This window comes from Actinomycetota bacterium (assembly GCA_036280995.1).
GTDB lineage: Bacteria > Actinomycetota > CALGFH01 > CALGFH01 > CALGFH01 > CALGFH01.
In genome coordinates, this window is sequence record DASUPQ010000394.1 from 1 (window position 1) to 2,672 (window position 2,672).

Consider the following 2,672-nt stretch of genomic DNA (forward strand, 5'->3'; position numbering starts at 1 on the left):
TAGCCCGATGGGCCGGCATTCACCCCCATCCTTGTGCTACCTACGGAGTCGAACGACCAGCGGAAAGGCTGGCTAGCATGGTGCTCAGCTGTCGATCTCTGATAAGTGGCTCATGGCCTGCGGCCACCCCTGACGGATGAAAATAGGTCGGTCGTCCGGGTGACGTCGGCTCATCCTGGTGCGGTCGAGCCCGTTGGTAAGTGGGACGCGGGAGCCTGGGGCACCCCGAACTGTTGCTGCGAGCACGGACCTGAGACTCTTGATCATCAGGCTCCTCCGGACGGCACCGTTAGTGTCGAGCGGGAGGAGGCAGGCGGTGGAGCGGCTGATTGAGCGCTGCGCCGGGCTGGACGTGCACAAGGCATCGGTCACCGCGACGGTGCGGGTGCCGGGCGACCAAGGCGGACGCCAGACCGAGACCAGGACGTTTCGGGCCACGACCGCGGGGCTGGTGCTGCTGGGGGACTGGGTGGCCAGCTTCGGGGTGACCGTGGTCGGGATGGAGTCGACCGGGGTCTATTGGAAGCCGGTGTACTACCTGCTGGAGGACGACTTTGAGGTGTGGCTGCTGAACGCTCAGCACCTCAAGAACGTCCCCGGCCGCAAGACGGATGTGGCCGATTCGGTGTGGATCTGCCAGCTGGTCGAGCACGGGCTGGTCCGCCCGTCGTTCGTGCCGCCCAAGCCGATCCGGGAGCTGCGGGATCTGACCCGCTACCGCAAGGCGCTGCTGGGCGAGCGCACCCGGGAGGTCCAGCGGCTGCACAAGGTGCTGGAGGACGCCGGGATCAAGCTGGCCAGCGTGGCCAGTGACCCGCTGGGCGTCTCTGGCCGGGCGATGCTGGAGGCGCTGGTGGCCGGCACCCATGACCCCCAGGTGCTGGCCGAGCTGGCTCGGGGGCGGCTGCGGGCCAAGCTGCCGGCGTTGCGGGAGGCCTTGGAGGGCCGCTTTGGGGCCCATCATGGGCTGCTGGTCGGGGAGATGCTGGCCCGCATCGACCAGATGGACGAGACGATCGGGCGCCTCAGTGCGGAGGTGGCCCGCGTGGCCGCCCCTTTCTCGCCGCTGCTGGCGTTGCTGATGACCATCCCGGGGGTGAGCCGGCGCACCGCTGAGGTGATCGTGGCCGAGATCGGTTCGGACATGGGCCGGTTCCCGACCGCCGCCCACCTGGCCTCCTGGGCCGGGGTGTGTCCAGGCAACCACGAGTCGGCCGGCAAGCATGGCTCGGGTCGGACCCGCAAGGGATCCAAGTGGCTGCGGGTCGCGCTGGTCGAGGCGGCGCATGCGGCCGCGCGGACCAAGAACAGCTACCTGGCCGCCCAGTACGCCCGGCTGCGGGGTCGCCGGGGTCCCAAGAAGGCGGCGCTGGCTGTTGCCCACTCGGTCCTGGTGATCGCCTGGCATCTGCTCAGCCGGGGCGAGCCCTACACCGACCTGGGCGCCGACTACTTCGTCAAGCGTCAGGCCCATCAGGCCTACCGGGACCGGCTGGTACGGCAACTCGAGCGCATGGGCCACAAGGTCACCCTGGAGCCAACAGCCGCCTGACCGGATCCCGGGTGCTGGCTGGTCGGCTCCTCAGGGCATTTTCACCTGAGGATGGACTCGATCGCCGTGGGGACCGCGGCCAAGCTACGGGACAGGACACCTTGTCTGGCTGAGGTGAACGATGGCGCCGATCGAGCCGGCCGCCATCACGGCAGCCGCCTTGCTGGCCACCAAGGCCCTGCCGAGGCGCATGTGTAGGTTCCGGGCCAGGTTCTGCCCCAATACCCGTGGCCGAACAGGCCACCCGCGGCTGGTCGCTCGCATCCATGAACCCATCCTAGAGGGTTGGGCGCGACCCACCGCTATCGGCTCGATTGCCGATCGTGACCCGGTTGCGCCTGATCAGGGATAGCAGCGCGACTTCACCGATCGGGAGTTGTGACCAGATTCGGCGATCGTGAGGGCGTGGGCTCCACCATCGTCCCGGAGCCCATAAAGGAGATGAACAGCATGCGTCCTGTCCGAATCATCGCCGCCGCCCTCCTGGTCGCCAGCATTGCCGTGGCCGGCTGCAGCACCCGCGACACCAGCCCTCCCGGCGACGCCGCCAAGTCGATCGCGGCTCCGGCCACGCCCGCTCCCGACCAGCCGACATCCGACCAGCCGGCTCCCCGGTCGCCGGTGAACCGGCCGCCCAGCACCGCCGAGGCGATCGCCACCGCCGTCTCCTTCATGCGCCGCGAGGTCGGCATGGCCCGCCCGGTCGCCGGGCCCTTCCGCCAGACCGGCGCCACCACCGGCCAGGTCGACATCCACGCCAGCTCCTCGCCATCTGCTGACGTCGTGACCGTGGCCAGCAATCCGGTCACCACCGTCTCCCTGCAGCGGCTGCGGACCGTCTGGTACGTGACCGGCACCCGCACGCCCGCCATCAAGGTCCTCTCCCCGCAGCCACGGGACGCGGTCCGCTCGCCGGTCGGCGTCCTGGCCGTGGCCCCGGCCGCCATCGAGGGCCGGGTCCGGGTGCGGGTCACCCGGGACCGCTACGGCAAGGACATCGAACTGGGCAGCGGCTCCGTCACCGCCGACAGCGCGGGCGCCGGTGGGGAGTTCTCCGGGGAGATCGCCTTCGCCCGCCCGTCCGGGACGGCCGGCTCGGTGGTGTTCACCGTCGGCGCGG

The 2,672-nt window shown here is 70.0% G+C and carries 2 protein-coding genes; both read left to right on the forward strand.

All coding sequences use genetic code 11. From position 1 onward, the window contains the following. Nucleotides 1-316 precede the first annotated feature (316 nt). Nucleotides 317-1,552 (forward strand): IS110 family transposase, encoded by a 1,236-nt coding sequence (locus tag VF468_13105; GenBank protein ID HEX5879233.1) that lies wholly within the window; start codon nucleotides 317-319, stop codon nucleotides 1,550-1,552. A gap of 450 nt (nucleotides 1,553-2,002) precedes the next feature. Then, the coding region (locus tag VF468_13110) for a Gmad2 immunoglobulin-like domain-containing protein (GenBank protein HEX5879234.1) at nucleotides 2,003-2,672 on the forward strand (670 nt) is incomplete at its 3' end.